The organism is Bordetella sp. BOR01 (genome assembly GCF_019218885.1).
In the GTDB taxonomy this organism is placed as follows: Bacteria; Pseudomonadota; Gammaproteobacteria; order Burkholderiales; family Burkholderiaceae_B; genus Bordetella_A.
This window is the reverse complement of record NZ_JAHUWT010000001.1, coordinates 617,463-643,718: the sequence shown is the minus strand read 5'-3', so window position 1 is coordinate 643,718 and position 26,256 is coordinate 617,463. Positions and strand designations below refer to the sequence as shown.

22 protein-coding genes are annotated in these 26,256 nt (G+C 65.8%); 11 read left to right on the top strand and 11 right to left on the bottom strand.

Annotation, left to right across the window (positions count from 1 at the left end; translation table 11 throughout):
• Positions 1 to 164: 164 nt before the first annotated feature.
• From KW845_RS03075 to KW845_RS03065, 3 genes are read right to left on the bottom strand one after another with little or no spacing between them, the layout of a single operon-like run.
• Entirely contained in the window at positions 165 to 728 is a 564-nt protein-coding gene (locus KW845_RS03075; protein WP_218367696.1) for a biotin transporter BioY, read from the bottom strand.
• 42 nt (positions 729 to 770) lie between these two features.
• On the bottom strand, positions 771 to 1,364 hold the full coding sequence (locus KW845_RS03070) for an energy-coupling factor transporter transmembrane protein EcfT (RefSeq protein ID WP_218368602.1): 594 nt from the start codon (positions 1,362 to 1,364) through the stop codon (positions 771 to 773).
• Positions 1,364 to 2,041, bottom strand: coding sequence for an energy-coupling factor ABC transporter ATP-binding protein (locus tag KW845_RS03065; RefSeq protein ID WP_218367695.1), 678 nt, complete (start codon positions 2,039 to 2,041; stop codon positions 1,364 to 1,366). The genes KW845_RS03070 and KW845_RS03065 overlap by 1 nt, the downstream gene beginning before the upstream one ends.
• 52 nt (positions 2,042 to 2,093) lie before the next feature.
• Here KW845_RS03065 and msrB point away from each other — a divergent pair, with 52 nt between their 5' ends.
• Genes msrB through KW845_RS29635 form a run of 4 tightly spaced genes read left to right on the top strand, consistent with a single transcriptional unit; the run spans position 2,094 to position 4,157 of the window.
• On the top strand, positions 2,094 to 2,492 hold the full coding sequence (gene msrB, locus KW845_RS03060; RefSeq protein WP_218367694.1) for a peptide-methionine (R)-S-oxide reductase MsrB: 399 nt from the start codon (positions 2,094 to 2,096) through the stop codon (positions 2,490 to 2,492).
• Entirely contained in the window at positions 2,493 to 3,068 is a 576-nt protein-coding gene (locus KW845_RS03055) for a septation protein A (protein WP_218367693.1), read from the top strand.
• 25 nt (positions 3,069 to 3,093) lie between these two features.
• Entirely contained in the window at positions 3,094 to 3,384 is a 291-nt protein-coding gene (locus KW845_RS03050) for a BolA family transcriptional regulator (protein ID WP_218367692.1), read from the top strand.
• The gene (locus KW845_RS29635) at positions 3,381 to 4,157 is read left to right on the top strand and encodes a peptidylprolyl isomerase (RefSeq protein ID WP_218367691.1); all 777 of its coding nucleotides are present in this window, start codon (positions 3,381 to 3,383) and stop codon (positions 4,155 to 4,157) included. The genes KW845_RS03050 and KW845_RS29635 overlap by 4 nt, the downstream gene beginning before the upstream one ends.
• Before the next feature lie 91 nt (positions 4,158 to 4,248).
• Here the strand turns inward: KW845_RS29635 and ligA are convergent, their stop codons facing one another.
• From ligA to smc, 3 genes are read right to left on the bottom strand one after another with little or no spacing between them, the layout of a single operon-like run.
• Positions 4,249 to 6,354, bottom strand: coding sequence for an NAD-dependent DNA ligase LigA (ligA, locus tag KW845_RS03040; RefSeq protein ID WP_218367690.1), 2,106 nt, complete (start codon positions 6,352 to 6,354; stop codon positions 4,249 to 4,251).
• Positions 6,354 to 7,409: a cell division protein ZipA C-terminal FtsZ-binding domain-containing protein gene (locus KW845_RS03035; protein WP_218367689.1), complete on the bottom strand. Its 1,056-nt coding sequence runs from the start codon at positions 7,407 to 7,409 to the stop codon at positions 6,354 to 6,356. The genes ligA and KW845_RS03035 overlap by 1 nt, the downstream gene beginning before the upstream one ends.
• Positions 7,410 to 7,447: 38 nt before the next feature.
• Positions 7,448 to 10,978 carry a chromosome segregation protein SMC gene (smc, locus tag KW845_RS03030; RefSeq protein WP_218367688.1) on the bottom strand — a complete coding sequence of 1,177 codons (3,531 nt, stop codon included), beginning with the start codon at positions 10,976 to 10,978 and terminating at the stop codon, positions 7,448 to 7,450.
• 264 nt (positions 10,979 to 11,242) lie between these two features.
• Between smc and lplT the strand changes: the two genes are divergently transcribed.
• Positions 11,243 to 12,556, top strand: coding sequence for a lysophospholipid transporter LplT (lplT, locus tag KW845_RS03025; RefSeq protein WP_218367687.1), 1,314 nt, complete (start codon positions 11,243 to 11,245; stop codon positions 12,554 to 12,556).
• Positions 12,557 to 12,567: 11 nt separating this feature from the next.
• On the opposite strand, the gene KW845_RS03020 is transcribed toward lplT, so the two are convergent.
• Together KW845_RS03020 and tsaB are read right to left on the bottom strand one after the other, a co-directional pair.
• Complete coding sequence (locus tag KW845_RS03020) at positions 12,568 to 13,467, bottom strand: uracil-DNA glycosylase family protein (RefSeq protein ID WP_218367686.1); 900 nt, start codon at positions 13,465 to 13,467, stop codon at positions 12,568 to 12,570.
• Positions 13,464 to 14,705 carry a tRNA (adenosine(37)-N6)-threonylcarbamoyltransferase complex dimerization subunit type 1 TsaB gene (gene tsaB, locus KW845_RS03015; RefSeq protein WP_218367685.1) on the bottom strand — a complete coding sequence of 414 codons (1,242 nt, stop codon included), beginning with the start codon at positions 14,703 to 14,705 and terminating at the stop codon, positions 13,464 to 13,466. Before tsaB ends, KW845_RS03020 begins: the two co-directional genes overlap by 4 nt.
• A 130-nt stretch (positions 14,706 to 14,835) precedes the next feature.
• On the opposite strand from tsaB, the gene ompR reads away from it, so the two are divergent.
• Genes ompR through KW845_RS02995 form a run of 4 tightly spaced genes read left to right on the top strand, consistent with a single transcriptional unit; the run spans position 14,836 to position 18,181 of the window.
• On the top strand, positions 14,836 to 15,570 hold the full coding sequence (ompR, locus tag KW845_RS03010) for a two-component system response regulator OmpR (protein ID WP_012248623.1): 735 nt from the start codon (positions 14,836 to 14,838) through the stop codon (positions 15,568 to 15,570).
• The gene (locus KW845_RS03005) at positions 15,557 to 16,999 is read left to right on the top strand and encodes an ATP-binding protein (RefSeq protein ID WP_218367684.1); all 1,443 of its coding nucleotides are present in this window, start codon (positions 15,557 to 15,559) and stop codon (positions 16,997 to 16,999) included. Before ompR ends, KW845_RS03005 begins: the two co-directional genes overlap by 14 nt.
• Before the next feature lie 60 nt (positions 17,000 to 17,059).
• Positions 17,060 to 17,608 (top strand): peroxiredoxin, encoded by a 549-nt coding sequence (locus tag KW845_RS03000; RefSeq protein WP_218367683.1) that lies wholly within the window; start codon positions 17,060 to 17,062, stop codon positions 17,606 to 17,608.
• A 54-nt stretch (positions 17,609 to 17,662) separates the two neighbouring features.
• Positions 17,663 to 18,181, top strand: coding sequence for a carboxymuconolactone decarboxylase family protein (locus KW845_RS02995; RefSeq protein ID WP_218367682.1), 519 nt, complete (start codon positions 17,663 to 17,665; stop codon positions 18,179 to 18,181).
• A 107-nt stretch (positions 18,182 to 18,288) separates the two neighbouring features.
• Here KW845_RS02995 and ispF read toward each other — a convergent pair whose 3' ends face one another.
• Both ispF and ispD read right to left on the bottom strand, forming a co-directional pair.
• A complete protein-coding gene (gene ispF / locus KW845_RS02990; protein WP_218367681.1) occupies positions 18,289 to 18,777 on the bottom strand; it encodes a 2-C-methyl-D-erythritol 2,4-cyclodiphosphate synthase in 489 nt (162 codons plus the stop codon).
• Positions 18,774 to 19,457: a 2-C-methyl-D-erythritol 4-phosphate cytidylyltransferase gene (ispD, locus tag KW845_RS02985; protein WP_218367680.1), complete on the bottom strand. Its 684-nt coding sequence runs from the start codon at positions 19,455 to 19,457 to the stop codon at positions 18,774 to 18,776. The genes ispF and ispD overlap by 4 nt, the downstream gene beginning before the upstream one ends.
• Positions 19,458 to 19,486: 29 nt before the next feature.
• On the opposite strand from ispD, the gene mfd reads away from it, so the two are divergent.
• Complete coding sequence (gene mfd, locus KW845_RS02980; protein ID WP_218367679.1) at positions 19,487 to 22,948, top strand: transcription-repair coupling factor; 3,462 nt, start codon at positions 19,487 to 19,489, stop codon at positions 22,946 to 22,948.
• 45 nt (positions 22,949 to 22,993) lie between these two features.
• The gene (gene serB, locus KW845_RS02975) at positions 22,994 to 23,851 is read left to right on the top strand and encodes a phosphoserine phosphatase SerB (protein ID WP_218367678.1); all 858 of its coding nucleotides are present in this window, start codon (positions 22,994 to 22,996) and stop codon (positions 23,849 to 23,851) included.
• An 85-nt stretch (positions 23,852 to 23,936) separates the two neighbouring features.
• Here serB and KW845_RS02970 read toward each other — a convergent pair whose 3' ends face one another.
• Positions 23,937 to 26,138 (bottom strand): TonB-dependent siderophore receptor, encoded by a 2,202-nt coding sequence (locus KW845_RS02970; RefSeq protein ID WP_218367677.1) that lies wholly within the window; start codon positions 26,136 to 26,138, stop codon positions 23,937 to 23,939.
• Positions 26,139 to 26,256: the final 118 nt, after the last annotated feature.

Here is a 26,256-nt window from a genome sequence, read left to right as displayed (position 1 = left end):
GGTAAGGTGAGCCCGGTTGAACGTCATACAGAAAAACTACTAATTGCGTTTGAAGTGTATCAAATACCTTTCAAATAAAACCCCGTGACTTCCCTAGCTTGTACGCGCAAAAATCAAATGCGTTTGACATTAACAAATCTTGCCGAACTTGGCGCCGGGCGTCATTAAGGGGATTCCCGGAGCATGGGCCAGACGCGCTCGACCCGCCACGCCACCCATGCCGCGACCACGGCCTTGAGCACGTCGCCGGGCACGAACGCCGCCACGGCCAGGGCCGCCTTGCTCCATTCCATTTGCGTCACGGCAGCCAGCCACGGAATGCCGATGGCGTATACCGCCAGGATGCCGCCCACCACGCAGGCCGCCACGTAGCCGGCCACCGCCAGGCCCGCGTGCCGTGCGCGCGCCGCCAGGTGGCGCGCCAGCCAGCCGGTGATGCAGGCCCCCAGCGCCATGCCGACCAGGAACCCCCCGGTAGGCCCGAAAAACACCCCCAGCCCACCTCGTCCGCCTGGCAACACCGGCAAGCCGATGGCCGCCAACAGCAGGTACAGCAGGCAGGCCAGCCCGCCGCGCACCGGCCCCAGCATGGCGCCGGCCAGCATGGTGCCCAGCGTCTGCAAGGTCACCGGTACCGGAATGGCGGGCAGCGGAATCGGCGGCATCAAGCTCAGCACAACGATCAGCGCGGCGAACAGCGCGATCAACACGGTGTCTTTAGTCTTCATCGCAGAGAGTCCTGGAAAGGAGAAACATCGGGAACACGATGCCTAGCTGCGCGCGTCGATGGCCTGGGCCACCTGCTCGGCACGCTTCAACGTACGCACGATCAGGGGCACGATCAAGGCCAGTGGATGCCTGGCCAGGCCACGCGCGGCCTGGGCTTCGCGGATTTCCTGGTAGTGGCGCCAGATCTCGGGCACGAACCGCAGCGCCAGGGCCAGGGCCAGGGCGACTTTGCCGGCGTCTACCAGGCCTATCCGCTGCAAGGGCAGCAAGGCCCGCTCGCATACCGCGATCAGGTCGGAACTGCGGGTCGACAGCGTCACCGCCAGGGCCAGGCCTACCAGGGCGCCAATCCGCAGCAGCACCACGGCCGCCGCCAGCCAGCCCTGGAACACCGCGGCGAACCCGCCGACCGCGGCCAGTACCCATATCAGCCCGCGCAATTGGCGCCACAAGGCGGCACCGCCCACGCCGGTGGACCACACCAGCAGCGCCGACACCCCCGCCGCCACGCCCAGCCAGCGGGCGTCGTGCACGGCGAACAGGCCGGCGCCGGCCGCCACCAGCAGCGCCAGCTTGAACGCCGCCGGCACCCGGTGCAGGGGGCCATGCCCATTTACATACAGGGGTTCGATCATCATGCGCAGTGCTCGCGGTACCAGCGCAGCGCGGGGCCGGGCGTATCGTCGGCGGCGATGCCGCCATCGACCACGACCAGCACACGGTCGAAGTCCTGCAGCAGCTCCAGGTCGTGGCTGACGACCACCGCCGGCCGGTCCAGGGCGGCAATCGCCCGGGCAACGCGGTTGCGGTTGCGCAGGTCGAGCTGGGTGGTGGGTTCGTCGAACACGACCAGGGCAGGTTCCATGACCAATACCGACGCCAGCGCGACCAATTGGCATTCTCCGCCGGACAAGGAATGGCTGGCCCGGTCGACCAGGTGTGCCACGCCCAGCTCGGCCAGCCTGGCATCGATGCGGCGCGCGCGCTCGGCGGCAGCCAGCCCCAGGGACTTCAGCCCGAAGGCCAGGTCTTCGCGTACGATGGGGTAGACGATCTGGTTCTCGGGGTTCTGGAACACGAACCCCACCCGCCGGCGCACCGCCTTCAGGTCGCGCCGGGTGTCCAGGCCATCGACCACCACCCGGCCGGCGGTGGGCTGAACCAGGCCGTTCAACAGCTTGGCCAGCGTGCTCTTGCCGGCCCCGTTCGGGCCGACCACGCCCACGCGACGCTGCGAGAGGGTCAGGCTGACCCCCCTGAGCGCCTGGGAGTGCGGCGTGGCGACGACCACCTGGTCAAACTCGATTAACATGGGGCGGGATTATGCCCGAACCATTTCACGGAGCGGGACTCCAAGAGTGCATATGGAAAAAGTACGCAAGACCGACGCCGAATGGCGCACCCAGCTGACCCCCGAAGAATACGCCGTGGCGCGCCAGAAAGGCACTGAACGCGCCTTCACGGGCCGCTACTGGGACACCACCACCCACGGCATCTACCGCTGCGTGGGCTGCGGCACCGCCCTGTTCGCCTCCGACACCAAGTTCGATGCCGGCTGTGGCTGGCCCAGCTACTTCGAACCGCTCGATCCCGCGCGGGTGCGCGAAGAACACGACGCCTCGCACGGCATGGCCCGCACCGAGGTGCTGTGCAACATATGCGACGCCCACCTCGGCCATGTCTTTCCCGATGGCCCCGCGCCCACCGGCCTGCGCTATTGCATCAATTCGCTGTCGCTCAAATTCGAACCGCTTGAAGACTGAATGAAGAAATTCCTGTTCGACCTGTTCCCGCTGATCCTTTTCTTCATCGCGTACCGGTTCACCGATATTTATACCGCAACGGCCGTGGCCATTGCCGCCTCGGTGGCACAGTTCATCTGGCTGCGGGCCACGGGCAAGCGCATCGAGGCCACGCACTGGATCAACCTGTCGGTCATCGTCATTTTCGGCGGCGCCACGCTATGGCTGCACAGCGATGTCTTCATCAAGTGGAAGCCCACCGTCCTGTACTGGCTGTTCGGCGGCGCCCTGCTGGGCGCACGCTTGCTGTTCAAGCGCAACCTAATGCGCCGCCTGCTCGGCACGCAAATCGAATTGCCCGATGCCGCCTGGGACAAACTCAACCTCAGTTGGGCGCTGTTCTTCCTGGCCGCGGGGGCGGTCAACTTGTACGTGGCCTTTTCCGGCCACTTCACCGAATCGCAATGGGTGAACTTCAAGGTATTCGGCCTGATGGGGCTGCTGCTGGTCTTCGTGATCGGCCAGTCGCTGTGGCTGGGCCGCCATATCCAGCAGCCGCGCCCCCCCGAAGCCGGCAATGACGCCGGCAAAGACTGACCCATCTGTTTTTCCAAGCTTGCCCATGTCCCACGATACCGACCGCATCGCCTTGATACGCACCCGCCTGGCTGCGCTGGCCCCCACCACGCTCGACATCCGCGACGACTCGCATCTGCACGCCGGACATGCCGGCGCGCAGGGTGGCGCGGGCCACTACCATGTGCATATCGTGTCGGCCCGCTTCGCCGGGCTGGCGCCTGTAGCGCGCCATCGCCTGGTGTATGATCTTTTGCACGATTTGATCCCCCATCCGATTCATGCGCTTGCGCTCGATGCCCAAGCCCCCAGTCAAAACCCTAAAGGAAATCCATGAAACGCATCGTGATGCTGGCCGCGGCTTGCGCGGTCGCGCTGCCGGCCTTTGCGCAGAACGTAGCCACTGTCAATGGCAAGGCCATTTCCCAGCAAAGCCTGGATCAGTTCGTGAAGCTGCTGGTCAGCCAGGGCGCCACCGATACGCCGCAATTGCGCGAGCAGGTCAAGCAAGAAATGATCAATCGCCAGGTCTTCGTCCAGGCGGCCGAGAAAGACGGCATCGCCAAGCAGCCTGACATCCAGACCGAAATCGAACTGGCTCGCCAAGGCATCCTGGTGCGCGCCCTGATGGCCGACTACCTGCAGAAGCACCCGGTCACCGACCAGCAGATCCAGGCCGAGTACGACAAGGCCAAGGAACAGCAGGCCGGCCAGATGGAATACAAGGTTCGCCACATCCTGGTCGAAGACGAAAAAACCGCCAACGACCTGCTGGCACAGATCAAGGCCAACAAGGGCAAGTTCGCCGACCTGGCCAAGAAGAATTCGAAAGACCCGGGCAGCGCCACCAATGGCGGCGATCTGGGCTGGGCCCCGCCCACCAACTACGTCAAGCCGTTTGCCGATACCGTCAGCGGCCTGAAGAAAGGCGAACTTGCTGCCAAGCCGGTGCAAACCCAGTTCGGCTGGCACATCATCGAAGTCGAAGACACCCGCCCGGTAGAGTTCCCGCCGCTGGATCAGGTGCGCCCGCAGCTTGAAGAAATGCTGCGCCAGCAAACCCTGACCACGTACCAGAAAGAATTGCGTGAAAAGGCCACCATCAAGTAAGGCCTGATTTCAGCCGCAGCAAAACGCCCGCTTATCAAGCGGGCGTTTTGCCATTTGGGGGGCGGTCCAGCCAGGAATTCACCTACCCGCGCTACACGCCCAGCAACGCCTTCAGCTCGTCTTCATCGAGCACGGTAACGCCCAGTTCCCGGGCCTTGGCCAGCTTGCTGCCGGCGTCTTCGCCCGCCACCACGTAGGCGGTTTTCTTCGAGACCGAACCGCTGACCTTGCCGCCAGCGGCCAGGATGTGCCGGGTGGCGTCGTCGCGGGTCCAGTTGGGCATGGTGCCGGTCAGGACGAATGTCTTGCCGGCCAGCGTATTGCCTTGCGGGCCGGCCTCGGCCACGGGGTGCACCCCCTGCGCCTTGAGCAGGTCGATGATCTCGCGGTTGTGCGGCTCGGCAAAAAAGCGCCGGATCGAACCGGCCACCGCCGGGCCCACGTCGGGCGCGCCGGTCAGGGCGTCTTCATCGGCATCCATGATGCTTTCGATGTTGCCGAAGTGGCGCGCCACGTCGCGCGCAGTGGTTTCGCCCACGTGGCGTATGCCCAGGGCGAACAACAGCCGTCCCAGCGTCGGCGTGCGAGCCTTGTCGATGGCGGCGACCAGGTTGTCGGCCGACTTCTTGCCCATGCGATCGAGCGCCGCCAGTTCAAAGGCGGTCAGGCTGTACAGGTCGGCCAACGATTTCAGCCGGCCGCTTTCGACCAGTTGGTCGACCAGTTTCTCGCCCAGCCCATCGATATCCAGCGCCTTGCGGCCGGCCGCATGCAGCAGCGTCTGCTTGCGTTGCGCGGCGCAGAACAAGCCGCCGGTGCAACGTGCGATGGCCTCGTCTTCGGTGCGCTCGATGGCCGAGCCGCACACCGGGCACGACGTGGGCATCACGAATTCGCGCGCGTCGGCGGGCCGCTTCCCGGGCACCGGCCCCACGACCTCGGGGATGACGTCGCCGGCGCGGCGCACGATGACGGTATCGCCGATACGCACATCTTTGCGGCGCACTTCGTCTTCGTTGTGCAGCGTGGCGTTGGTGACCGTGACGCCGCCCACGAACACCGGCTGCAGGCGCGCCACGGGCGTGATGGCGCCGGTGCGGCCCACCTGCACTTCGATGTCCAGCAGGCGCGTCGTGGCCTCTTCGGCCGGAAACTTGTGCGCCAGCGCAAAGCGGGGCGCGCGTGCCACGAAACCCAGCACTTTCTGGGCCGGCAGCGAATCGATCTTGTAGACGACGCCATCGATGTCATAGGGCAGCTTGGCACGTTCGCTGCCAACCTGCTCGTAGTACGCCAGCAGGCCCTCGGCGCCCTGCATGCGGCGGTTGTGCCGGGTATTGACCGGCAGGCCCAGCTCGGCCAGCCAGGCCAGCATGGCGCCGTGGGTATCGTGCGGCAGCGTCGATTCCTGGCGCGCGCCAGGGGCAGGCTCTTCGAACAACCCCGGCTGGCGTCCCGGCAGGCCGTGCACTTCTCCCCAGCTATAGGCGAAAAAGCGCAGTGGACGCTGGGCGGTGATGCGAGGATCCAGTTGGCGCAGGCTGCCGGCGGCAGCATTGCGCGGATTGACGAAGACCTTCTCGTCGCGCGCGGCCTGGCTGCGGTTCAGGCGCTCGAATTCGGCGCGGTTCATCAGCACTTCGCCGCGCACCTCGAGCACGCTTGGCACCGCGCCCTTCAGGCGCAGCGGTACCGCGCGGATGGTACGCACGTTGGCCGTGACATCTTCGCCGGTTTGCCCGTCGCCGCGCGTGGCAGCTTGCACCAGCCGGCCATTTTCGTAGCGCAGGCTGATGGCCAGGCCATCGAGCTTCAGTTCACAGAAATATTCCGGCTGCTGGTCCGGGCGCAACAGCCCGGCTCCGCGCAGCGTCTCGGTGACGCGGCGGTCGAATGCCTGCACTTCGTCGGGATCGAAGGCATTGCCCAGCGACAGCATGGGTACCGCATGGCGCACGCTGCCGAAGGCCGACAGCGGTGCCGCGCCCACGCGCTGGGTCGGCGACTCGGGGGTGACCAGCTCGGGATGGTCGGTCTCGAGCTGGGTCAATTCGCGCATCAGCGCGTCGTAATCGGCATCGGAAACGCTGGGTGCATCGTGCACGTAGTAGCGCACATTGTGCTGTTCGATCTCGTTGCGCAGCTCTGCAGCGCGCTGCGCCGCCTGCTTGGCGCCAGCGCCTGCACCTGCGGCCATCAGGCAAACACCCGTTGCGCGCGCGGGCTACCCGCCGGCAGGCCGGCTTGGTCCAGTTGCCCGAACAGCACCTGCAGGCGCTCATCGATGACGGCTTCGGCGCCGTCGACCAGCAGCTTGCCCTGGTCATCGACCAGTTCGGCTTGCAGGCGCGCGGCCAGGTCGCGGCCCACATCGACCATGCGGCCGAAGGCACGCGGGTCGGCGGGGCTGCACGGGACGTCCAGCAGCAGCAACAGGCGCTCGACGGGGGACATGCCGGCATCGAAGGCCGCGCCATCGCCGCGCGACAAGGTGAAGCGCGCCACGCCGTTGTCGGCCAGCCACGCCAGGCGCGGACCATCAGGGGCGAAACCCAGCTCGCGTGCAACGCCGACGACATCGGCGGCCGGGCGCGACGCCCCCAGCAAGAGCGTCAGGCCGACCTGGGTATCCAGGGCGGCGCACATGTCGTCGAGCTTGGCCGCGCGTTCCAGCACCACCTGCTGGTCGGGCCCTTCGATCGTGGCCTCGAATCGCTCGGCCAGGTCCTGGGCTCGCGCCCAGGCCTGCGACCATTCGATGGCGGTCAGCGGCCCGCTGCGGTTGGCCAGCAAGACGGCCAATTGCAGCGACGCATAGGACTCGCCGGCATGGACACGGTCACGGTGGCGCCCGGCCTCGGTTTCGGCAAACACGCGCATGGGCTTGCGGCCGACCTGGCGCAGGCCCTGCATGTAGGGCAGCAGGTCGGCTCCGCGCGCCGGTTCGCCGAAATTGACTTCGATGACGATCTCGCAGACCGGATCGGCCTCTTCGGTATCGTCTGTATCGGAGCCGGGCGCGGCCGACTGCGCCGGGGCGGAGCCAGGCACGTTCATGCCGGGTTCGCGGCGCTGCGACTCGGCGCCCGCCGGGCGGCCTTCGTTCGCCCCCAGCAGGGGATCCTGGTCAGAGGCTGGAAAATGTGCCTGCATGCGGTTTCGCGCACGGCGGTCCTGCCACCAGTTGAAACCCAGCACCAACAAAATCAGCAGCACACCCAGGGCAATCAGCCCAATCTGCAAGTCGCTCATGTGTCAATCCTGCGCCGGCAAGACAGCGCCATTCTGGTTTATGCAGCTTCGGCGGCCATTTGCACGGCCGAATCAATATCTACGGCAACGATACGCGAAACACCCTGCTCTTGCATGGTAACGCCGACCAGTTGCTTGGCCATCTGCATGGCGATCTTGTTGTGCGAGATGAAAAGGAATTGTGTCTGCTCGCTCATGTTGCTGACCAGGCTGGCATAGCGCTCGGTATTGGCATCGTCCAGCGGCGCGTCGACTTCGTCGAGCAGGCAGAACGGTGCGGGGTTCAGCTTGAACAGCGCAAACACCAGGGCCGTGGCGGTCAGGGCCTTTTCACCGCCTGACAGCAGGTGGATCGTGCTGTTGCGCTTGCCCGGCGGCTGGGCCATGACCTGCACGCCGGCATCCAGGATCTCGTCGCCGGTCATGGACAGCCTGGCCTCGCCGCCACCGAACAGCTTGGGAAACAACTCGCCAAAATGGCCATTGACCGTATCGAACGTGGCCTGCAGCAATTCGCGGGTTTCGCGATCGATCTTGCGAATGGCGTCTTCCAGGGTATCAATGGCGGTAAGCAGGTCTTGCTGCTGCGAATCAAGGTAGTCCTTGCGCTCGCGCGAGGCGTTGAGCTCGTCGAGCGCGGCCAGGTTGACCGAGCCCAGCGACTCGATGTGGCGCGAGATGCGCCCCACTTCGGACTGCAGCCAATTGGCGCGGCGCCATTCGTCGGGCATGGCGGCCAGTTCCTGGGCCAGCGTTTCGCGATCGACCTCGCGGGCGTTGAGCTGCTCGGTGAACTGCTCTTCGGCCAGGCGGGCCGCCTGCTCTTGCAGTTGCAGTTCGGTAATCCGCGCGCGCAGGGGCTCGAGCGCCTGCTCTTGCTGCATGCGGTCTTCGTCGGCGCCGCGCAGCAGCGCCGACAGGTTGTCGAGTTCCTGGCGCGCGCGCGACAGGGCTTCTTCGCGCTCGGCGCGGGCTTCCAGGGCATCTTGCAAGCCGGCCTGGGAAGCCGAGGCATCGAGTTCGGCCAGGTCGGTTTTCAATTGCTCGAGCTCGACGGCGGCGCGCTGGCTTTGGTCGACCGCCAGTTGGCGGTTGCGCTGCAGATCGGCAATGCGCGATTGCACGCCGCGCTCGGCGAACTCGGCTTCCTGCGCCGCCCGCTCGAGCTCGCGCAGCCGGGCACGGGCCGCTTCGGCCTGCGCGGCCAGGTCTTCCCCGGCGATCTCGGCGTCGGAGAAGCGCGACTGGTGCTCGGCCAGTTCGGCATCCAACGCCTCGAAGCGGGCTTCGGCTTCCTCGCGCGTGGCGCGCAGGTCTTCTTCGTGGGCGGAAATCTCTTCCAGGTCCTGGCGCAGCCGCGCGGCGCGCTCACCGGACTGTTCGGCCTGCTGTTGCAGGCGCGCATGTTCGAGCTGGATATCGTGCACGCGGCGGGTGACTTCAGCCACCCGCTGGCGGGCCGGAGCCACGGCCTGCGACACCTGCTGCCAGGCCGCTTCGGCGCGCGCAACGGCGGCGCGGGCCTGGTCGGCGATGAGTTGCTGGGCCTTGATCTCGCGCTGCAGGTTCTCGATTTCCTGCTGGCGCGCCAACAGGCCGGCCTGTTCGGAGTCGGGCGCATAAAAGCGCACGCTGTGGGCGTCCACCAGGTGGCCAGCCTTGACCACGCAGGCCGCGCCGGCAGGCAGCGTGGCGCGCGCAGCCAGGGCCTGGCCCACATCGGCCGCGGTATAGACATTGCGCAGCCAGTCGTTGAGCAGCGTGCGCAGGTCGGGATCGGTGATGCGCAGCAGGCTGGCCAGGGGCGTCAGCCCCGGCGCCGCCGCCGGGGCGGGCGCCGCGGCGGGCATCTGGTAGAACGCCAGGCGGGCCGGCGGCGCGTCTTCGGCAAACGCACGCGACCAGTCCAGGTTGCGAACCTCCATGGCGGCCATGCGCTCGCGCAATACCGATTCCAGGGCGTTTTCCCAACCCGGCTCGATATGCAGCTTTTGCCACAGGCGACCCAGCCCGGCCAGTTCGTGCTTGGCCAGCCAAGGTTCCAGCGCCCCTTGCTTCTGCACGTCTTCCTGCAGCTTGACCAGGGCGGTCAGCCGCGCGTCCAGGCGTGCCAGGTTCTGCGTGTCTTGCTGGGCCGATGCCTGGGCCCGGCCGCGCTCGGTATCGGCCTCGGGCACCCGCCCTTCCAGGGCAGCCAGTTCTTGCTGGGCTTCTTCGAGCTGGTCTTCGCCTACCGCACGGTCGCCCGCCAGTTGCTCCAGGCGCGCCGGATCGGGCGCCTGCAGTTCGCGCAGCTCTTGCTGCAAGCGTTCGCGACGCAGTTCCAGGTTTTGCAGCTGGCGATCGGCATCGCGCTGGGTTTGGGCCACCAGCGCCAGGTTTTGCTCGACCCGGGCCAGGGAACTACGCATATCGTCGCGCGAAGCGGCCGCGTCGCGCACCCGGGCCTCGGTGGCCGGCAGGCTGGCATGGGCCTCTTCGGCCAGGGCGCGCGCCTCTTCGGTGCGTGCGGCGCCGGTGGCCAGGTCGTCTTCGGCCTGGGCGATCTGCTCGACGCAATGCGTCTGCTGGCTGTCCCATTCGGCGATCTGCTGCAGCAACTGTTCGCGGCGGGCCTGCAGGCGGTTGCGCGAATCGACCACGTGGCGGATTTCGGCTTCCAGGCGGCTGACCTGGGCATTGGCCTCGTAGAGTTGCCCCTGCGCGGCGTGCACCGCGTCGCTGGCCGCGTAATGGGCCTGGCGGCGGGATTCGAGCTCGGCCTCGCCGGTGCGCAGGCTGGCGATGGCGGCTTCCAGGTTGTTCTGGGCCTGAGCCATGTCCTGGTTCTTGCGCTGGCGCTCGTCGCGTGCGCCGGTTTCCTTCAGCAGCCAGAGCGCAAACTGTTTCTTTTCGCCATCGGCCTGCAGTTCGCGGTACTGCCGGGCCACTTCGGCCTGGGCTTCCAGCTTTTCAAGCTGCGACCCCAGTTCGCGCAGGATGTCTTCGACCCGCGTCAGGTTTTCACGCGTGTCGGACAGGCGGTTTTCGGTTTCGCGGCGCCGTTCCTTGTAGCGCGATACGCCGGCGGCTTCCTCGAGAAAGACGCGCAGTTCTTCGGGGCGGGCCTCGATCAGGCGGTTGATCATGCCCTGCCCGATGATGGCGTAGCCACGCGCGCCCAGCCCGGTACCAAGGAAAATATCGTGGATGTCCCGGCGCCGCACCTGTTGGTTGTTGACGTAGTAGCTGCTGGTGCCGTCGCGTGTCAGTACGCGCCGCACCGCGATCTCGGAATAGGCGCTCCATTGCCCCGCGGCCCGGCCTTCGCTATTGTCGAATACCATTTCAACCGAGGCGCGCGCGGCCGGCTTGCGATTGCCCGAGCCGTTGAAGATCACGTCCTGCATCGATTCGCCGCGCAACTCCGATGCCTTGGCCTCGCCCAGCACCCACCGCACGGCGTCGATGATGTTTGACTTGCCGCAACCGTTGGGACCCACCACGCCCACCAACTGGCTGGGCACGGGAATGACAGTGGGATCGACGAACGATTTGAAGCCGGCGAGTTTTAGTTGAGTAAGGCGCACAGTACGATGACGGACGGGTGGGGTTGAACGAAAGGCGTTGAACGGACCTGCCGCACGGATTGCAAACCGGCCCCCCGCGGGGCCGGTAGATGCGGATCGTATGATACCCCAGGCAGCCGGGCCGCCCACGGGGGGCCGCCCTCTGCGGGGATCGAAAAAGCCCTCGCCCGGGATGTCGGACGCTATACTCGCTGACACTTTTTTCCATACGAAACACGTTTTCAACGCTGTCGGCGGAATCCGGCAGCCACCGGGGATCTACTTTTGAAACGCGGGTTCTATCTGGTCATGGCTGCGCAGGCCTTCTCGTCCTTGGCGGACAACGCGCTATTTATCGCGGCGATCGCCTTGATACTGGAACTGCACGGCCCCGACTGGATGGCGCCCGTCATGAAGTGGTCGTTTGCGCTGGCTTACGTGGTGCTGGCGTCCTTCGTGGGCGCGCTGGCCGACTCCTTCCCCAAGGGGCGGGTCATGTTCGCCACCAACGCGCTCAAGGTGGCGGGCTGCCTGTTGATGTTCATGTACGCCAACCTGGGCATTTCGGCCACCCACCAGACCTACCTGGTGTGCGCGGCCTACGGGCTGGTGGGCGTGGGAGCCGCGGCCTATTCGCCGGCCAAGTACGGCATCGTCACCGAGATGCTGCCCCCCGAGATGCTGGTCAAGGGCAATAGCTGGATCGAAGGCCTGACCGTGTTTTCCATCATTCTGGGCACCGTGCTGGGCGGGGTGCTGATCTCGCCGGCCGCCTCGGCGCTGCTGCTCAAGCACGCCCATATCGGCCGCCTGGTGCACACGCCAGCCGAGGCGGCCATTCTGGTGATCGCCTTCGTCTACCTGCTGGCCGCGCTGTGCAACCTGCTGATTCCCCATACTCACGTGCGCTACCCGCCCCAGCAGAAAAACCCGGTGCGCCTGACCATGACCTTCGCCAGCTACGTACGCGTACTGTGGCAAGACAAGCTGGGCCAGATCTCGCTGGCCGTGACCACGCTGTTCTGGGGGGCGGGCGCGGTGCTGCAGCTCATCGTCATCGAATGGGGCCGCCGCCACCTGGGCTACCGGCTCGACGAAGCATCGATGCTGATGGGCGTGGCTGCCCTGGGCACCGTAGCCGGCTCGATCCTGGCCGGCCGCATCCCGTTGCGCAAGGCGCTCAGCGTGCTGCCGGTAGGCGTGCTGATGGGCCTGGTGGTGCTGCTGATGCCCCTGGTGAAGTCCACCTGGAGCGTCTACGTCCTGCTGCTGCTCACCGGCGCCCTGGCCGGTTTCTTCGTGGTGCCCATGAATGCCCTGCTGCAGCATCGCGGCCACGTCCTGCTGTCGGCCGGCCACTCGATCGCGGTGCAGAATTTCAATGAACAGCTCAACATCCTGCTGATGGTGGCCATCTACACCGTGCTGCTATGGCTGGACATGCCCATCAATACCATCATCGTGCTGTTCGGCCTGCTGGTAGCGGTGCTGATGATCATTTTCATGCGCTGGAGCCGCCGCAACCTGTCGGCCGACCCCGCGCTGCACGAGCAGATCGGCCAGGAAGGCCACGGCCAGGCGCTCAAGACGCCACACTGAAGCGTGGCGGCTCAGGCCTGCGCCATCGCCAGGCGCAGGTCTTGCCAGGCGCGCGCCTTCTCGACCGGGCTGCGCAGCAGGTAGGCCGGGTGATAGCTGACCACCACCGGGATGCTGCGCCCATCGTCGGCGGCCAGCACATGCTTGCGGCCCCTCAGGCTGCCGATGGTGGCATCGGTGCCCAACAGGGTTTGCGCCGCAAACCGCCCCAGCACCAGGATGCGCTCGGGCTTGAGCAATTCGATCTGCCGCATCAGATAAGGGCTGCAGGCCGCGATTTCTTCCGGCTTGGGATTGCGGTTGCCCGGCGGCCGGCACTTGATGACGTTGGCGATGAAGACATCGTTTTCGCGGTTCAGGCCCACCGACGCCAGCATGGCGTCCAGCAATTGACCCGACCGGCCCACGAACGGCAGGCCCTGGCGGTCTTCTTGTTCGCCGGGAGCCTCCCCCACCACCATCCAGCGGGCCGGGCGCGCGCCCATGCCGAACACCGCATGGCGACGGCCATTGCACAAGCCGCAGGCGGTGCATTGAACGACCTGCTCGCGCAGCGCGTCGAAATCGTGAGCGGGGACCACTGGCTGTACCACCGGCGGCTGCGGCGCCTTGGCCGCGGGGACCGGAACGGGCCGTGCCGCCGGACGCGCGGCCGGCGCCGCGGGCTTCGCGGGCGCGGACGGTGCTTCAGCGGGCAATGCGGGCGCTGCCGCGGGCATGGCCCTGGCCAAAACGGCATCAGCCGCGGCCACGGCCTCTGGCGCAGTGGCCGCCGCTGTGCTGGCGGGCCGCGCGGGCACGGGCGGTTCGGCCGCCTGCAGCCAAGTCTTTTCGATGCCGATCTCGCGCAGCCAGAATTTCTGCAGGGCGTTGATGCGAGGCGCCGGCGGCACGGCGTCCGTCGGGATCATGGCGAGTCTCCGTCGCGGGCAAGGGTTTTCTGCATGACCAGGGCGTCCTCGCGCTGGCCTTTACCCGCCGGATAATAGCCCCTGCGCATGCCGATGCGCTGGAAACCCTGGCGTTCATAAAACGCCAGGGCAGCATGATTAGAGGGCCGGACTTCCAGCAATATGGCCGGCAAGCCGCGTTGGCGCGCGCATTGTTCGCACCAATCGATCAGCAGGCCGCCCAGCCCCTGCCGCTGACGCAAGCGGGCCACCGCGATCACCAGCAGGTGCGCCACGTCGGGGGCCAGCATGGCCACGCAGAACCCCATCAGCTGGCCATCCTGGCGCATTACCCGGGCTTCGTAGCCCGAGGCCAGGGCATCGGCGAAATTGCCGCGCGTCCAGGGAAAGGCCTGGACTGCCCCTTCCAATGCCGCGACTTCGTCCAGGTCGGACTCGGCCATCGGAACCAGCACCGGCTGCGTCCAGGCGGGGGCCGCCTTGGGATTGCCGCCCTGCCCGCGCTGACGCTCGGCCGTGGTGAACGCCACTTTGTCGCGCACGTAGAGCGGCGCCGCCAGTTCGGGCGCCACCGCCTCGCCGCGCAGCCAGGCCAGGCGCGCCAGCCGGGCCACCGCGTCGGCTTGCGGGCGCCCCGCGTCGGTACGGCGCCAGCCGGCCGGCACCGCCATGTCAGCGGGGTAGACCTGCCAGGCATCGCCTGCCACCCGCGGCACGGGCGAAGGCCGGCCTGCCGACCAGGCCGGCAGGTGGTGGACCGCCCAGGCGGCCGCCTCGCCAGCGGCGATCAACATCGGTGCTTGCAGCGTCTGCCAGGGCGCCGCCGCGTCCGCGCATCGTTCGTAGACCGCCAGGTAGACCTCGTTCATGCGGGCATCCAGTGCCACCAGCACGATATCGCCGGGTTCGGCCCCTGCCTGCTCTGCGACCGCCAGATGGGACACCACCGGCACCACCGGCACCTGCAAGGCCAGGCCCATGCCCTGCGCCACCCCGCAGGCCACCCGCAGGCCGGTAAAGCCCCCCGGCCCCTGGCCAAACGCCACCGCATGCAGATCGCCGGGGCCCAGGCCAGCCTGGGCCAGCAGTTCGCCGGCCATGGGCAGCAGGCGCTCGGCGTGCTCCTGCGCGCCCTCGTGCTCCAGCGTGCTGACCACGGGGCCGGCGGGCGTTTCGCGCAAAAGGGCCACCCCGCAGCGCGAGGATGAGGTCTCTAGGGCCAGCAGGTTCAAATCCATGACACAGATTGTACGAAATCAGGGAGCTTTCCCCGGGGACCGGGTGGGGTTTTCAACCTTACTTCGCAATGTGTAATATCTTGTGAATAGGCACTAGCCGCTGGTTCTTGTCACTGTTACATTTCCGGCCATGAATACGCAAAACACAAATCCCATCCGCAAGATCCTTGTCGTCGACGACGACCCGCGCCTGCGCGACCTGCTGCGCCGCTACTTGTCGGAACAGGGATTCAACGTCTTCGTCGCCGAAGACGCGAAGGAAATGGGCAAGCTCTGGCAGCGCGAACACTTCGACCTGCTGGTGCTCGACCTGATGCTGCCGGGCGAAGACGGCCTGTCGATCTGTCGCCGCCTGCGCGGGGGCCACGACAACACGCCCATCATCATGCTCACGGCCAAGGCCGAAGAAATCGACCGCATCGTCGGCCTCGAAATGGGCGCCGACGACTACCTGTCCAAGCCGTTCAACCCGCGTGAACTGCTGGCGCGCATCAATGCCATCCTGCGCCGGCGTGGCACCGAAGAACATCCGGGCGCGCCCAGCCAGGAGAACGAATCCATCGCCTTCGGGCCCTACGTGCTCAACCTGTCCACACGTACGCTCACGCGCAACGGCGAACAGGTGCCCATCACCACGGGCGAGTTCTCGGTGCTGAAGGTGTTCGCGCGCCATCCCAAGATCCCGCTGTCCCGCGACAAGCTGATGGAACTGGCCCGCGGCCGCGAATACGAAGCCTTCGATCGCAGCCTGGATGTGCAGATCTCGCGTCTGCGCAAGCTGATCGAACCCAACCCGTCCAAGCCGGTGTTCATCCAGACGGTCTGGGGATTGGGGTACGTGTTCGTCCCGGATGGCGGCAGCTGACCATCCCGCCCGACCGGGGCAAGAGCGCCGTCTCGTGCCCAGCTTGCGCAAGATCTTCAGGAACCTGACTTCACGCCTCAGGCTGGGCCTGTTCGGCCGCACGTTCCTGCTGCTGGCCGCACTGATGCTGGTCAGCCTGGGCGCGTGGCTGCAGGTGTTCTTCAGCATGGAACTGGGCCCGCGCGCCAACCAGATGGCGCAGCGGGTGATCACGGCCGTCAATATCACGCGCACGGCCCTGATCTATTCCAACGACGCCGAACGCAGCAAGCTGCTGCTGGACCTGGCCACCAATGAAGGCATCCAGGTTTATCCGCGCGAAGTCACCGACTTTACCGAGGCCCTGCCCGACGACAACTACTGGCAGCGGGTGGCCCAGCATATCCGCACACGGTTCGGCCCGGAAACCCAGATTTCATGGGGGGTGAACCAGGTACCCGGGTTCTGGGTCAGTTTCCAGATCGACCAAGACCTGTACTGGCTGGTGTTCGAGCGCGAACAAATCGGCCTGACCGGCGGCATCGAATGGCTGGGCTGGGGCGCTACCGCCCTGCTGCTCTCGCTGGTGGGCGCAGCCGTCAGCGTGGGCTTCGTCAACCGGCCGTTGTCGCGCCTGGCGCGCGCCGCGCAGGTACTGTCGCGCGGCGAGACGCCGGCCCCGCTGCCGGAACAGGGGCCGCTGGAAATTCGCGACCTCAACGCCTCGTTCAACCGCATGTCCAAAGACCTGCGGCAGGCCGAGGCCGACCGCGAACTGATGCTGGCTGGCATATCGCACGACCTGCGCACGCCGCTGGCCCGCATGCGGCTGGAAATCGAAATGAGCGGCGTCTCGGAAGACGCCCGGCAGGCCATCGACGAAGACCTGGGCCAAATCGACCACAGCATCGGGCAGTTGATGGAATACGCCCGCCCGGCCGGCACCTTGCCCCAGATGGCCACCGATATCTCGGCCGTGCTGGCCGACCTGTACGAACGTGAGCGCAGCCACACGGCCTCGATGGGTGGCGAGCTTGACGCCTCGCTCGAACCCGGCCTGCGGGCCCGCATCACCGCCCTGGACCTGAAGCGGGTGGTCAGCAACCTGATCGAGAACGCCCGCCGATACGGCCGTTCGACCGATGGGCAAGCCCACCTGACCATGAGCCTGCATGCCGAGGGCGGCACCCTGGTCATCGAGGTGTCCGACCGCGGCCCTGGCATTGCCCCCGAAGAGGTCGACCGGCTGCTGCGCCCGTTCTCGCGGGGCGAGGCCGCCCGCACCGGCGTCAGTGGCGCGGGCCTGGGACTGGCCATTGTCGAACGCCTGCTCAAGCACGTGGGCGGGTCGCTGAAAATGCTGTCCCGGCCTGGCGGCGGACTGACCGCTCGCATAGAGATCCCCAAAGCCAAATTTAGGAATTATCAATTAGACAGCGATAGCCAATAGCGTAGAATTTGGGGCTTGAGGCAGTGCCTTCATTTCCACCCAACAACTACGGGAGCATTCATGAAAACTGTTGGCGATAAACTCGAGCCCTTCAAGGTCACCGGCGTCAAGCCCGGCTTCAATCAGCACGAAGAAAACGGCGTTTCGGCCTTCGAAGACATCACCGAAAGCTCGTTTCCCGGCAAGTGGAAGGTGATCTACTTCTACCCGAAAGACTTCACGTTCGTCTGCCCCACCGAAATCGTCGGCTTCAACAAGCTGGCCAAAGATTTCGAAGACCGCGACGCCGTCCTGCTGGGCGGTTCGGTCGACAACGAATTCGTCAAGCTGGCCTGGCGCCGTGAGCACCCGGACCTGAACAAGCTGGGTCACTATCAATTCGGCGACACCACGGGTGCGCTGGTTGACCAACTGGGCGTGCGTGACAAGAACGAAGGCGTTGCTTTCCGCGCCACGTTCATCGTCGACCCGGACAACACCATCCAGCACGTGTCGGTAAACAACCTGAACGTGGGCCGCAACCCTGAAGAAGTGCTGCGCCTGCTCGACGGTCTGCAAACCGACGAACTCTGCCCGTGCAACCGCAGCCTGGGCGGCGCGACGCTGTAATCTCCTGGCCCGGCTCGTCCGGGCCTTTCCTGCTCCAGATTATAGGTAAAAACTATGGAATTCCTTTCAGCAATCAAAGAACAACTGCCAGATTGGGCCAAAGACATTCGCCTGAATCTGGATGGCGTGATCGCGCGTTCGACCCTGGCCCCCGAAGATGCGGTGGGTGCCGCCCTGTCGGCCGCGTTTGCAGCCCGCAGCCCGGTCCTGATCGAAGCTTTCAAGAGCGGCCTGTCCGAAACCGACGCCAATGCCGCCCTGACCGCATCGGCCCTGATGGGTATGAACAACGTCTGGTATCCGTACGTGGAAATGACCGACGATGCCCAGCTCAAGAGCCTGCCGGCCCAACTGCGCATGAACGCCTACGCCACCCACGGCGGCGTCGACAAGAAGCGCTTCGAGCTGTTCGCGCTGGCCGCGTCGATCATCGGCAAGTGCCACTTCTGCGTGCAATCGCACTATGAAAACCTGAAGAAAGACGGACTGAGCATCGAGCAACTGCGCGATGTCGGTCGCATTGCGGCGGTAGTCAACGCCGCGGCACTATCGCTGGCTGCGCAGGGCAAGTAAGCGCGGCACGGGGGGCCGGCAGCCTTTCAAGGGCCTGGCGCCAACGCCGCACGTGCCCATCCAAGCCCCTCGAGCCCGGCCACGCGCCGGGCTCTTGTGTTTGCTTTTTACGGCACCTGCGCCAGCAAGGCCACCACGGTGGCGGCAATACCCTCTTTGCGCCCCAGGTACCCCAGGCCTTCGTTGGTCTTGGCCTTGATATTGATGGCCGCGGCATCGATGCCCAGGTCGGCGGCGATATTGGCCACCATGGCCGCCGCATGCGGCCCGATCTTGGGCGCCTGCGCATGCACAGTGGCATCGATGTTGACCGGCGACCAGCCGGCCGCGCGGACCTTGGCCACCGCGTCGCGCAACAACACGCGGCTGTCGGCGCCGCGATAGGCGGGATCGGTATCGGGGAAGTGGCGGCCGATATCGCCCAGGCCGGCCGCCCCCAGCAGGGCATCGGTCACCGCGTGCAGCAGCACATCGGCATCGGAATGCCCCTGCAGCCCATGCGTATGCGGAATGGTCACGCCGCCGATGATCAGCGGCCGGCCCGTTACCAGGGCATGCACGTCGTAGCCCTGCCCGACGCGAAAAGGAACATTCATAGCCATTTTTCCATCAGTTCGAAATCATCCGGCCAAGTGACCTTGAAGTTGCGCATGGCGCCCCGCACCAGCAACGGCACATGGCCGGCAGCCTCGATGGCCGAGGCCTCGTCCGTGATCGTGGTACCAGCCGCCTGGGCCTGGCTCAACGCGGCACGCAGCACCCCAGCACGGAACATCTGCGGCGTCTGGGCCAGCCACAGGCCATTGCGGTCCAGCGTGGCCTGCACGCGCGGCCCACCCGACTTCACGGTGTCAGCCACCGGCAGGGCCAACAGGCCACCCACCGGATCCGCCAGGCAGGCGTCGATCAGGCGCGCCAGCGCGTCGGGTGGCAGCCCCGGCCGGGCCGCATCGTGCACCAGTATCCAGTCATTATCGGCCGCGCCGCTGTCGGCCAGCGCCGCGGCCACAGTGGCCGCACGTGTGGGGCCACCGCAGGGGCGGCACACTGTGCGCGGCAGCCCGGCCAGGGCAGGCGTGGCCCGCTCGTCGCCGGGCGACACCGCCACGCGAACCTGGCCAACGCGTGTATCGGCCAGCAATGCCGCCACGGCCAGGCGCAGCATGGGCTGGCCGGCCAGCAAGCGATATTGCTTGGGCAAATCGGGCGCGCCGGCCCTGCCGGCACGCTGGCCCACGCCGGCGGCGGGCACGATTGCAATCAAAGAATCAGTCATGGCCAAGAGATTTTATAATCTTCGGCCTGATGTCCGATTCCTCACTTCTCGATGCGGCCTCGCGGGTACCCGCCACTGCCGCCACACTGTCCGCCCTGAAACCCGGCGCCCGCTACGTACAGCCACGCCCGCCCGGCTCAGCCGACGCCTGGCTGCTGGCCGACCTGGCCCGCCAGGCTGCCCGCCCGCTGGTGGTGTTGACCGCCGCGCCGCTGGAAGCCCAGCGCCTGGCCGACGAAATTCCGCAATTCGCGCCTGAACTGCGCGTGCGGCAGTTGCCCGACTGGGAAACCCTGCCCTACGATGCCTTCTCGCCGCACCAGGATCTGGTCTCGGAGCGCCTGCACACTCTGCACGCGTTGCTGCAGCACACCGTCGACGTGCTGCTGGTGCCGGTAACCACCGCGCTGTACCGCCTGGCCCCGCCCGCGTTCCTGGCCGCCTACACGTTCTCGTTCAAGCAGAAAGACCGGCTGGACGAAGCGGCGCTGCGTGCACAGCTGACGCTGGCCAACTACAGCCATGTGACGCAGGTGACCGCACCGGGCGAATTCTGTTTGCGCGGCGGCCTGATCGACCTGTTCCCCATGGGTTCGGCCGTGCCCTATCGGCTGGACCTGTTCGACGACGAAATCGAATCCATCCGCAGCTTCGATGTCGATACCCAGCGCAGCCTGTATCCAGTGCGCGAAGTGCAGTTGCTGCCCGGCCGCGAGTTTCCCATGGACGAAGCCGCGCGCAATCGCTTTCGCGCGCGCTTTCGCGAAGAATTCGAAGGCGATCCGTCGCGCGCCCTGCCCTATAAAGACATCGGCAACGGCATCGCATTCGCGGGGGTCGAATACTACCTGCCGCTGTTCTTCGACGAAACTGCAACGCTGTTCGATTATTTGCCGCCCGATGCCATCGCCGTCACCCTGGGGGATATCGATGACGCCGTGCAACGCTTCAGCCAGGATACCGCCAGCCGCTACGCCTTCCTGAAAAGCGACCGCGAAAGGCCGGTGTTGCCGCCGGACGCGCTGTTTCTCAATACCGAAGCCCTGTATGGGCGCTTCAAGGCCTTTGCCCGCCTGTCCCTGATCGACGGCGCCGCCCACCCCGACTTCACTGCCATCCCCGATGTCAGCGTCAGCCGGCGTGCCGAAGACCCCATCGCGCGCTTGCGCGCCCTGCTGGCGGGCGGCGAATCGCGCGTGCTGCTGTGCGCCGACTCGGCCGGCCGCCGCGAAACGCTGGCGCAGATGCTGGCCGAATTCGGCCTGGCACCCGATGCCCACCCCGAATCCGTCCAGGCTTTCCTGGCGTCGCAAGCGGCTTTCGCACTGGCCACGGCGCCGCTGTCGACCGGTTTCGGCATTCCGTCGGCCCGCCTGATCTTCCTGACCGAAAACGACCTGTACCCCGGTCACGCTGGCGGCACACGCCGCGGCCGACGCGCCCAGGAACGCGCCAGCAACGTCGAAGCCATGGTGCGCGACCTGTCCGAGCTGCGCGCCGGCGACCCCGTGGTGCACGCGCAGCATGGCATCGGGCGCTACCACGGCCTGGTGAACATGGATATGGGCGAAGGCGAGATGGAGTTCCTGCATCTCGAATACGCCAATGGCAGCACGCTGTACGTGCCGGTATCGCAATTGCATGTCATCGCCCGCTATAGCGGCGCCGACCCCGATGCCGCCCCCCTGCACCAGCTGGGCTCGGGCCAGTGGGACAAGGCCCGCCGCAAGGCCGCTCGCCAGGTGCGCGATACGGCCGCCGAACTGCTGGCGCTATATGCGCAGCGCGCGGCACGCCAAGGCTATACGTTCAAGTTGCCGCTCAACGATTACGAAGCCTTTGCCGAAGGGTTCGGTTTCGAGGAAACCGCCGACCAGGATGCCGCCATCCAGGCCGTCATCGCCGACATGACTTCGGGCCGCCCCATGGATCGCCTGGTATGCGGCGACGTGGGTTTCGGCAAGACCGAAGTCGCGCTGCGTGCCGCGTTCCTGGCCGTGGCCAACGGCAAGCAGGTGGCGCTGCTGTGCCCCACCACGCTGCTGGCCGAGCAGCACGCCCATACCTTCTCCGACCGTTTTGCCGACTGGCCCGTGCGCGTGGTCGAACTGTCGCGTTTCCGGTCATCCAAAGAGGTGGCCGAGGCGGTGCAGGGCATCAACGACGGCCGCGTCGACATCGTCATCGGCACCCACAAGATACTGTCCAAAGACGTGCGTTTCAAGCGCCTGGGCCTGGTCATCATCGACGAAGAGCATCGCTTCGGCGTACGCCAGAAAGAAACGCTGAAAGCCCTGCGTGCCGAGGTCGATGTGCTGACGCTCACCGCCACGCCCATCCCGCGCACGCTGGGCATGTCGCTGGAAGGTATCCGCGATTTTTCCGTGATCGCCACCGCGCCGCAAAAGCGCCTGGCCATCAAGACTTTCGTGCGCCGCGAAGACGGCAGCACCATCCGCGAGGCCCTGCTGCGCGAACTCAAGCGCGGCGGCCAGGCCTATTTCCTGCACAACGAGGTCGAGACCATCCACAATCGCCGGGCCCGCCTGGAAGAACTGGTGCCCGAGGCGCGCATCGCCGTGGCGCACGGGCAGATGCCCGAGCGGGAGCTGGAACAAGTGATGAAGGGCTTTTACCAACAGCGCTACAACGTGCTGCTGTGCACCACCATCATCGAAACCGGCATCGACGTGCCCACCGCCAACACCATCGTCATCCATCGCGCCGACCGCTTCGGCCTGGCGCAGCTGCACCAGTTGCGCGGGCGTGTCGGCCGCTCGCACCACCAGGCCTACGCTTACTTGCTGACGCCGGGCGAAGATGCCATCACGGCCAATGCCAAGAAGCGGCTGGAAGCCATCCAGGCCATGGAAGAGCTGGGTTCGGGCTTCTACCTGGCCATGCACGACCTGGAAATCCGCGGTACCGGTGAAGTGCTGGGCGAATCGCAATCGGGCAATATCCAGGAGATCGGTTTCTCGATGTACAACGAGATGCTCAACGAGGCTGTGCGGGCGCTCAAGGTAGGCGAAGAACCCGACCTGGACGCCCCTTTCAACCTGGCCTGCGAAGTCAACCTGCACGCACCTGCCCTGCTGCCGGCCGACTATTGCGCCGATGTGCATGCCCGCCTGGGCATCTATAAACGGCTGTCGCACGCTGCCGACGAAGACGACCTGATCCGCATCCAGGAAGAACTGATCGACCGATTCGGCAAGTTGCCCGAAGCCGCCCAGGTGCTGTTGACCACGCACCGGCTGCGCCTGGCCGCGCAACCGCTGGGCATCGTCAAGATCGACGCCAGCGAAACCCAGGCCCTGCTGCAGTTCGGCCCCAAGGCCGCGGTGGATCCGCTGCGCATCATCGAACTGGTACAAAAGCAGCGCCATATCAGGCTGGCCGGCCAGGACAAGCTACGCATCGAATTCAAGGCCCCCAAGGTCGCGGCCCGTGCAGATGCCGTGCGCGCCGTGCTGCGTACCCTGAAGTAATATTCCGCCGACCCGCCCCCTTCAGCCCCAATATTCCCGCCCGACATGCCCACGCATCATCTTGTCATCCAGTCCCCGGCCCTGAGCGCCGCCCAAGTCGAGCAACTTGCTGCCCTGGCCCAGGCCCAGGGCGTCATGCATCTTGGCGCCACAGCGGCACGGCTGCTCGACGTGGGCCAGGATGCCAGCGTGCGCGAGCAAGTCACGGCCTGGGGTGAGCAACACGGGGTGGACACCGCCTTCGTGCCTGCAGGCGCACGCCTGTCGCAATGCAAGGTGTTGGCGATGGATATGGATTCCACGCTCATCAATATCGAATGCATCGACGAAATCGCGGGCGTAGCGGGGGTCAAGCCCAAAGTGGCCGAGATCACCGAGGCGGCCATGCGCGGCGAGATCAAGGATTTTGCCGAAAGCCTGCGGCGCCGGGTAGCGTTGCTGGCCGGCACGCCGGCCGCGGCGCTGGAACAGGTCTACAGCGAAAAACTGCGCCTGAACCCGGGTGCCGAGCGCCTGATCTCCACCGCCCGGGCCGCCGGGCTGAAAGTGCTGCTGGTATCCGGCGGCTTTACCTTCTACACCGAGCGCCTGCGCGAACGGCTGCAGCTCGACAGCGCGCACGCCAACACGCTAGAAATCCGCGACGGCGTGCTCACCGGCAAGGTGCTGGGCGATATCCTGGACGCCGACGCGAAGCTGGCCTATTTGCGCGCCTTCGCGCAAGCCCATGGCGCCACGCCGGAACAGACCATCGCCCTGGGCGACGGCGCCAATGACCTGAAAATGCTGGGAGCCGCCCGCTACGCAGTGGCCTATCGCGCCAAGCCTATCGTCCGGAAGCAGACGCCGTATGCCTTGAACGTGGCGGGGCTCGACGGGGTGCTGAACTGGTTCGAGAGCTGAAGACAAGCGCGGGGCCAAAACGCTGGCCCAGGTTCCCAGGTGCCGGGCACCTGCGGAACCTGACACCTGGCCAAGCCAAGCCGCGTCAATAACGCACGTTCGCGCTCAGGATGAACTGCCGGCCCGGACCGTAATCGGCGTGATGCACGCCATTGGTGCGAACGAAGTACTCCTTGTCGGTCAGGTTCAGCACGTTCAGCTGCAGGGCCACATTGCCGGTCAGCCGATAAGCCGCCATGGCATCGAAGCGCCAATAGGCGGGCATGTACACCTGGTTGTTGCCGCCGCCCGCGCCGCCCTGGTTGCCGCCGAAAGTCTTGCCCACGTAATAGGCGCCGCCGCCCACGGTCAGCGCCGGGACCACCTTGTAGGTCGTCCACAGGCTGAAACTGTTGCGCGGGGTATTGGCCAACTGGTCGCCTTCATTGACGCTGCTGTAGGCGCCGTTGACCAGCTCGCTGTCCATATAGGTATAGCCGCCGAATACGGCCCACTTGGGCGTCACGTTGCCGCTGAACCCCAGTTCCAGCCCCTTGACCCGAGTCTTGCCGGCTTGCTCGAACACACCAGAGTCGACCTCGATCTGCGCGTCCTTGCGCTCGTTCTGGAAAATCGCCGCCGTCAGCGACAGACGATCGTCGAACAGGTCCCACTTGGTGCCCACTTCGATCGTGCTGCTCTTCTCGGGGTCCAGTTGGTTGGTATCGGCCGACAGGCCTTCCTGGTCGCCGCCGCTGATGGTCGGCGGCGTGGAAGCCGTGGCATACGATACGTAGATGCTGCCGTTGGGGGCCGGCTTGTACACCAGGGCGGCCTGGTAATTGAACATGCCCCAGTCGCCATCGGCGTCTTCCTTGGAGCCACCGCGCGGCGTATAGGTGCCGTCAATGGTGTAGTAGTCGTAGCGCACGCCGCCGCTGACTTGCCACTGCTTCGACAGCTCTACGGTGTCGAACGCGTAGATGGAACGCGTGTTGGACTTGCTGTCGGCAGTGATGTCGCCGCGCTCGATCTTGCCGGACCAGTTGTCGTGCGGGTTCGGGTCGTATACGGGCGTGCAGTCCACCCCGCCCCAGACGGCCGGGCAGAAGCTGCCCGCCGTGGTCGTGACGTCGTAGCCGGCGTTCTTGTTGCGCTCGGTCGTGAACTCCACGCCCACGTCAAAGCTGTGCTTCAGCGATCCGGTATCGAACTTCCCATACAGTTCGGTGACATTGGTCAGCATCGTGGTCTTGTTCCAGCGCGTCTTCAGCCCGCGCTTCATCCAGTACTGCGAGGTCACCGGATCCCATTTCGCCGCACCGCCGTCACCGGGATTGGTCAGCACATAGTCGTTCAATGTCTCGCCGTAGCGCGTGGCATTGCGCAGCGTCAGGCGATCAGAGAAATCATGTTCTATTTCGATAGTGGCGATATCCGCGCGGGTTTTGCGGAAGTCGCGATCCAGCACGCCATAGAACGCACCCCGCCCCACGTCCAGGATGCCGCTCGAGGTCGTCTTGCCAGGAATCTTCGAGGCAAGCGGCACGCCATAGTCAGGCATGTCGTCGGTCTGCAGGTGGTAATAACTTAGCGTCACGCGCGTGGGCGTGCCCAGGCCGAACGCCAGCGACGGCGCCACCCCCCAGCGCTCGAAATCCACGTCTTCGCGCCCCGGCGTGTCACCCTTGGTACCCATGATGTTCAGGCGGAATGCCGAATCATCGTTGAACTGCCAGTTGCCATCGGCGGTACCGCGCCAGTAATTGTCCGTGCCTACGCCCAGGCTGCCTTCCGCGAAGGAACCCAGGCGGGCCCGCTTGGTCACCAAGTTGATGCTGCCCCCGCCGGACCCGCGCCCGCCATAGGCCGAATCGGCGCCCTTGATGACTTCGACGCTTTCCAGATTGAACACTTCCCGGGTCTGGCCGCCCGGATCCCGGAGGCCGTCGACAAAAATATTGTTGCCCGAGGAACTGCCGCGTATGAACGGACGATCGGCCAACGGTTGGCCGCCTTCGCCAGCCCCGAAGCTGATGCCCGGCGAGTTGCGCAGGATGTCCTGCAAAGACGTCGCTGCCGTATCCTGAATCACCGCCTGGGGAATCACCTGAACCGTCTTCGGCGTATCCACCAGCGGCGCCGTGAACTTCGCCTGCGAACTCACCGGCACGTCATACGGCGATGCTTCGCCCTCGACTTGCACCGGCGACAACTGCGGTACGGGCGTCTGGGCGCTGGCGGTTGCCGCCAGGCAGAACGCGGGGGCCACCATCGCCGCTGCAAGCGAGGTGGCCAGCGTGTTCATGGAGTATGAATCAGGATATTTCAACGCGCCTCTCCAAGAAAATATGAATAAAAACGATTCTTATTTTTTGACCGATGTAGATTTTGGACACATAGGCTGACAATTACCTGAAATAAAA

Bases quoted from the DNA above. Each gene is read 5' to 3' on its own strand.
- KW845_RS03065 (WP_218367695.1), bottom strand. From the start codon at position 2,041: ATGTTAATCGAGTTTGACCAGGTGGTCGTCGCCACGCCGCACTCCCAG.
- serB (WP_218367678.1), top strand. From the start codon at position 22,994: ATGCCCACGCATCATCTTGTCATCCAGTCCCCGGCCCTGAGCGCCGCC.
- KW845_RS02995 (WP_218367682.1), top strand. From the start codon at position 17,663: ATGGAATTCCTTTCAGCAATCAAAGAACAACTGCCAGATTGGGCCAAA.
- mfd (WP_218367679.1), top strand. From the start codon at position 19,487: ATGTCCGATTCCTCACTTCTCGATGCGGCCTCGCGGGTACCCGCCACT.
- ispD (WP_218367680.1), bottom strand. From the start codon at position 19,457: ATGACTGATTCTTTGATTGCAATCGTGCCCGCCGCCGGCGTGGGCCAG.
- KW845_RS03020 (WP_218367686.1), bottom strand. From the start codon at position 13,467: ATGATCCCGACGGACGCCGTGCCGCCGGCGCCTCGCATCAACGCCCTG.
- KW845_RS03035 (WP_218367689.1), bottom strand. From the start codon at position 7,409: ATGAGCGACTTGCAGATTGGGCTGATTGCCCTGGGTGTGCTGCTGATT.
- KW845_RS03070 (WP_218368602.1), bottom strand. From the start codon at position 1,364: ATGATCGAACCCCTGTATGTAAATGGGCATGGCCCCCTGCACCGGGTG.
- KW845_RS03075 (WP_218367696.1), bottom strand. From the start codon at position 728: ATGAAGACTAAAGACACCGTGTTGATCGCGCTGTTCGCCGCGCTGATC.
- tsaB (WP_218367685.1), bottom strand. From the start codon at position 14,705: ATGGATTTGAACCTGCTGGCCCTAGAGACCTCATCCTCGCGCTGCGGG.
- ispF (WP_218367681.1), bottom strand. From the start codon at position 18,777: ATGAATGTTCCTTTTCGCGTCGGGCAGGGCTACGACGTGCATGCCCTG.
- KW845_RS03050 (WP_218367692.1), top strand. From the start codon at position 3,094: ATGTCCCACGATACCGACCGCATCGCCTTGATACGCACCCGCCTGGCT.
- KW845_RS03005 (WP_218367684.1), top strand. From the start codon at position 15,557: ATGGCGGCAGCTGACCATCCCGCCCGACCGGGGCAAGAGCGCCGTCTC.
- KW845_RS29635 (WP_218367691.1), top strand. From the start codon at position 3,381: ATGAAACGCATCGTGATGCTGGCCGCGGCTTGCGCGGTCGCGCTGCCG.
- KW845_RS02970 (WP_218367677.1), bottom strand. From the start codon at position 26,138: ATGAACACGCTGGCCACCTCGCTTGCAGCGGCGATGGTGGCCCCCGCG.
- KW845_RS03055 (WP_218367693.1), top strand. From the start codon at position 2,493: ATGAAGAAATTCCTGTTCGACCTGTTCCCGCTGATCCTTTTCTTCATC.
- msrB (WP_218367694.1), top strand. From the start codon at position 2,094: ATGGAAAAAGTACGCAAGACCGACGCCGAATGGCGCACCCAGCTGACC.
- KW845_RS03000 (WP_218367683.1), top strand. From the start codon at position 17,060: ATGAAAACTGTTGGCGATAAACTCGAGCCCTTCAAGGTCACCGGCGTC.
- ligA (WP_218367690.1), bottom strand. From the start codon at position 6,354: ATGGCCGCAGGTGCAGGCGCTGGCGCCAAGCAGGCGGCGCAGCGCGCT.
- ompR (WP_012248623.1), top strand. From the start codon at position 14,836: ATGAATACGCAAAACACAAATCCCATCCGCAAGATCCTTGTCGTCGAC.